A 3006-nucleotide genomic window follows, 5' to 3' on the forward strand; every position below is an offset into this window, starting at 1 on the left:
TGGTGACTCGGTCCGGGGGTGAGGATCTCGCGGGCTTGGAGGACCACATCATCACCGGGTTGCGCGGGCTCGCGCCGCCGGGATGGCAACGGCTGGAGGCATCGTTCGCGTCGACCGTCGTCACCGAATCGGCGTTGTTCGTGGTCGATGACGGCGACGGGCCGATCAGGTGTCAGGTGTCGGAGGAGGTGTGGGCGTCGGTGCGCCGGCACCGGCAGGTTGCGGCTGAGCTGCGGAGTGAGCCGTGGTGGCGGATGGTGGTGCGTGCCGACGCGGACGCGGCCGAGGTCGTCGTCGATCATGGGGCCGAGCCGTTTCCCGGAGAGCAACTGTTCGCACCGCAGGCGTATCTGGCCGACCTGGAGCACTATCCGCGCGGTCGGCTGCCGGTGTGGCTGGCCGCGTACATCGGGCGGGGTGAATCCCAGTCGCGGCCACCGCGCGCCGCCTGGGATCGAATGCGGGCGGACCGGAGTGCGGGCGTGCGGGCCGTGCCGGTGACCGGCGAGTTGCCGGACCTGCGAACACTATGGGCCCGGTGGGCGGTGCTGGCCTCGGCCTTCGTGGCGGTCGGCTCGGAACGGGGACCACGGATCGGTCCCTCGGTAGGCATCTTCGAGAGTGCGGGACACAGCGGTTCGACGTTGACGCTGCTGCCCGGGGACCGGGCGGTGCTGTCGGGTGGCGTATGGGAGGCACCGGCCCTGGACCTCGCCTACAACGGTGGCGGTGCGATGCCGAATGTGTTTGCGGGAGCGCCCGATTGGGTGGCCGACCCGGTGCTCAATCCGCGGGTGATGACCGGCATGCTGTCGTTCTGCTTTTGGTGGGATGGGGGACAGTGGTACCGGGGTGAATCCGCGCCGATGCCGGAATGCGCGGCGGCCCTGCCGGCGGTGTGGACCGCCGACACGGTGGCGCGAGTAGTCGCCGATGTGGTGGAGAATCCGTCGCCGGATGCCGCCGAGTCGCTGGTGTCGGCCGCGCAGGCCGCCGCGGTGACACGCGAGGCGGTCGTGCAGGTCGTCGGTGACGATTCCCGGGTCGACGTCCCCGGTGCGCTGTTCCAGTTCGTACTCGCGGATCTGATCGCCGGCGAAGTCGCCGGGATCGGCGAGGCGGAGGCGTTGAAACTGGTCCGCGATCACATCCGCGAGCGCGGGTACGACACCGCGGATTTCCCCCTGACGTCCTTGCGCGCCACCCGGGTCAGCGTGGGCTGGATGGTGCGATCGCCGGTGCCGGACAACGACATCGCCCTGGACCGTGCGGTCTTCTATGTCGCCGACGACGGCGTCGTGGAGCGCTCGAGTACGTCGGTGCCGCTGTCGGTTTTCGTGACCGACTTCGAGCGACGCTTCCGCCTGCGGGTCGGCGGCCGGATCTGACGGCACGAGGCGGGATATGAGCGGCGAACTTCGATTGGACCTGGCCGGTCTGCGCGAACGGGGCGCACGACTGGCCGAACTCGCCGACCGGGTGGGGCAGACCCATGCGGGACTACGGGATTGCCTGGAACAGGCCCAGGGCAGCTGGGGCGACGACTATATGGGCCGTCAGTTCGCCGAGCAGTTCACACCGCATGCCGATCAGATGCTCGCCAATGTGCGGGAGATGGCGAAGGGGCTGCACAGCACCGCGGCCGGAATCATCGGTGTCACAGACGAATTCGATGCGCAGGACGCCGGCAACGCCGCCCGGCTGGCCGACGCCGCAGGAGATGCGGGTCCGGGTGCCGGGAGTCCGGCCATACCTGTGCCGGAGAACACGGCCGGCATGCCGTCACCGGTCGATGCGGGTCCACAGCTCCCGTACGACCCCGCCGCGGGCTCCCCGGCTCGGCACTCTCCGGTCGCCGACGGTGCGCCGCATCCCAGCGGCGCGCGGCGCGCCGGCCAACCTCCGGCGGGCGGGTCGCAACCATCGAACGGTTCTCCGGCGCGGACCGTCCCGCCGGATGGGGCGCAGTCCCGCTCACCGTGGAATCGGGACCGGCCGGAGTCCGCCCCTTCCGGGCAGGAGAAGCGGTCCCCGGCCGGTCGCCGGTCCTCATCCGTTTCGGCACCGTCCCCATCCTCGTCGGGACGACCTCCGACCGACCGCCGCGCGGCACCCCGAGCTGCGGATGCCTCGTCCGGCAGCCGAGCCGCGCCGATCAAACGGGGCGATACCCCGTGGGGAGGGCAGCCGCCTCGCCCTCCCGCCACACCGGGAAGGACCGAAGCCCCGGGAAAGACCGGATCCCCCGGGAAGCCGGCAGCGAATCCTCGGCACGATTCGCCGCCACGTGACAACCGTTCGTCCCGCGACAAGCCACGTCCGGGTGATCGGCGCCGCTCTCGCGAGCAGCCGTCCGACCCGATGATCGGCTGGCTGGCGCGGACATTGGCCGAGCGCCACGGTGTACGGGTGTCCGGGTTCGACACACCCGGCCTCCAGCTGCCGCCGGTACGAGACTTCGTGGCAGCGGTGGACAGGGTGCTCACCGACTATCCGATGATCGGCCTGGATACGGTCGCGGTGGCAGAGCTCGATGGTGAGTCCGGCATGGTGCGATGGAGTCGTGAACCGGGCGCGGAGGGGGCCACCGACGCGATGACGCTCGACCGGCGCACCGCGCAAGAGCCGGCGGCAGCCGCCCCGGCCACCGAACCCGGCGGCGAACCGGCGCGATCGGACATCTATCCGGCGACGCTTCGGGAGTTCGGCCGGGCCCTCGACGCCGCCGGCGGCGGCGTAGCGCGCAAACAGGCGCAACGGGTCCTGATCGGGGAATACCTGCGCCGGCAGCCGGACGGCACACTCGCCGAAGTGGTGACCGGTTACCGGGACTGGCGAGCCCAGTTGGCCGGGAAGTCCTCAGCCCCAGGTGAATTCGATGTGGGCGAGGCGCTCGGGCTCGCGTTCGCGGAGGTGGTACAGCACGGCGCCGAGGCGGGCATACAGGCGAGATTGCTGCATGCGGTGCTGATCGCCGCGGCATCCCGACCGGTGTAGGCGGTGCCG

2 protein-coding genes are annotated in these 3006 nt (G+C 70.9%); both read left to right on the forward strand.

Annotated elements, in window-relative coordinates; genetic code table 11:
• Positions 1-2: 2 nt before the first annotated feature.
• Positions 3-1388 carry a hypothetical protein gene (locus tag NA3_RS18545; RefSeq protein WP_227995569.1) on the forward strand — a complete coding sequence of 462 codons (1386 nt, stop codon included), beginning with the start codon at positions 3-5 and terminating at the stop codon, positions 1386-1388.
• Between the two features lie 16 nt (positions 1389-1404).
• Complete coding sequence (locus tag NA3_RS18550) at positions 1405-2997, forward strand: hypothetical protein (protein WP_062964869.1); 1593 nt, start codon at positions 1405-1407, stop codon at positions 2995-2997.
• Positions 2998-3006: the final 9 nt, after the last annotated feature.

The organism is Nocardia africana NBRC 100379 (assembly GCF_001612635.1).
GTDB lineage: Bacteria > Actinomycetota > Actinomycetes > Mycobacteriales > Mycobacteriaceae > Nocardia > Nocardia africana.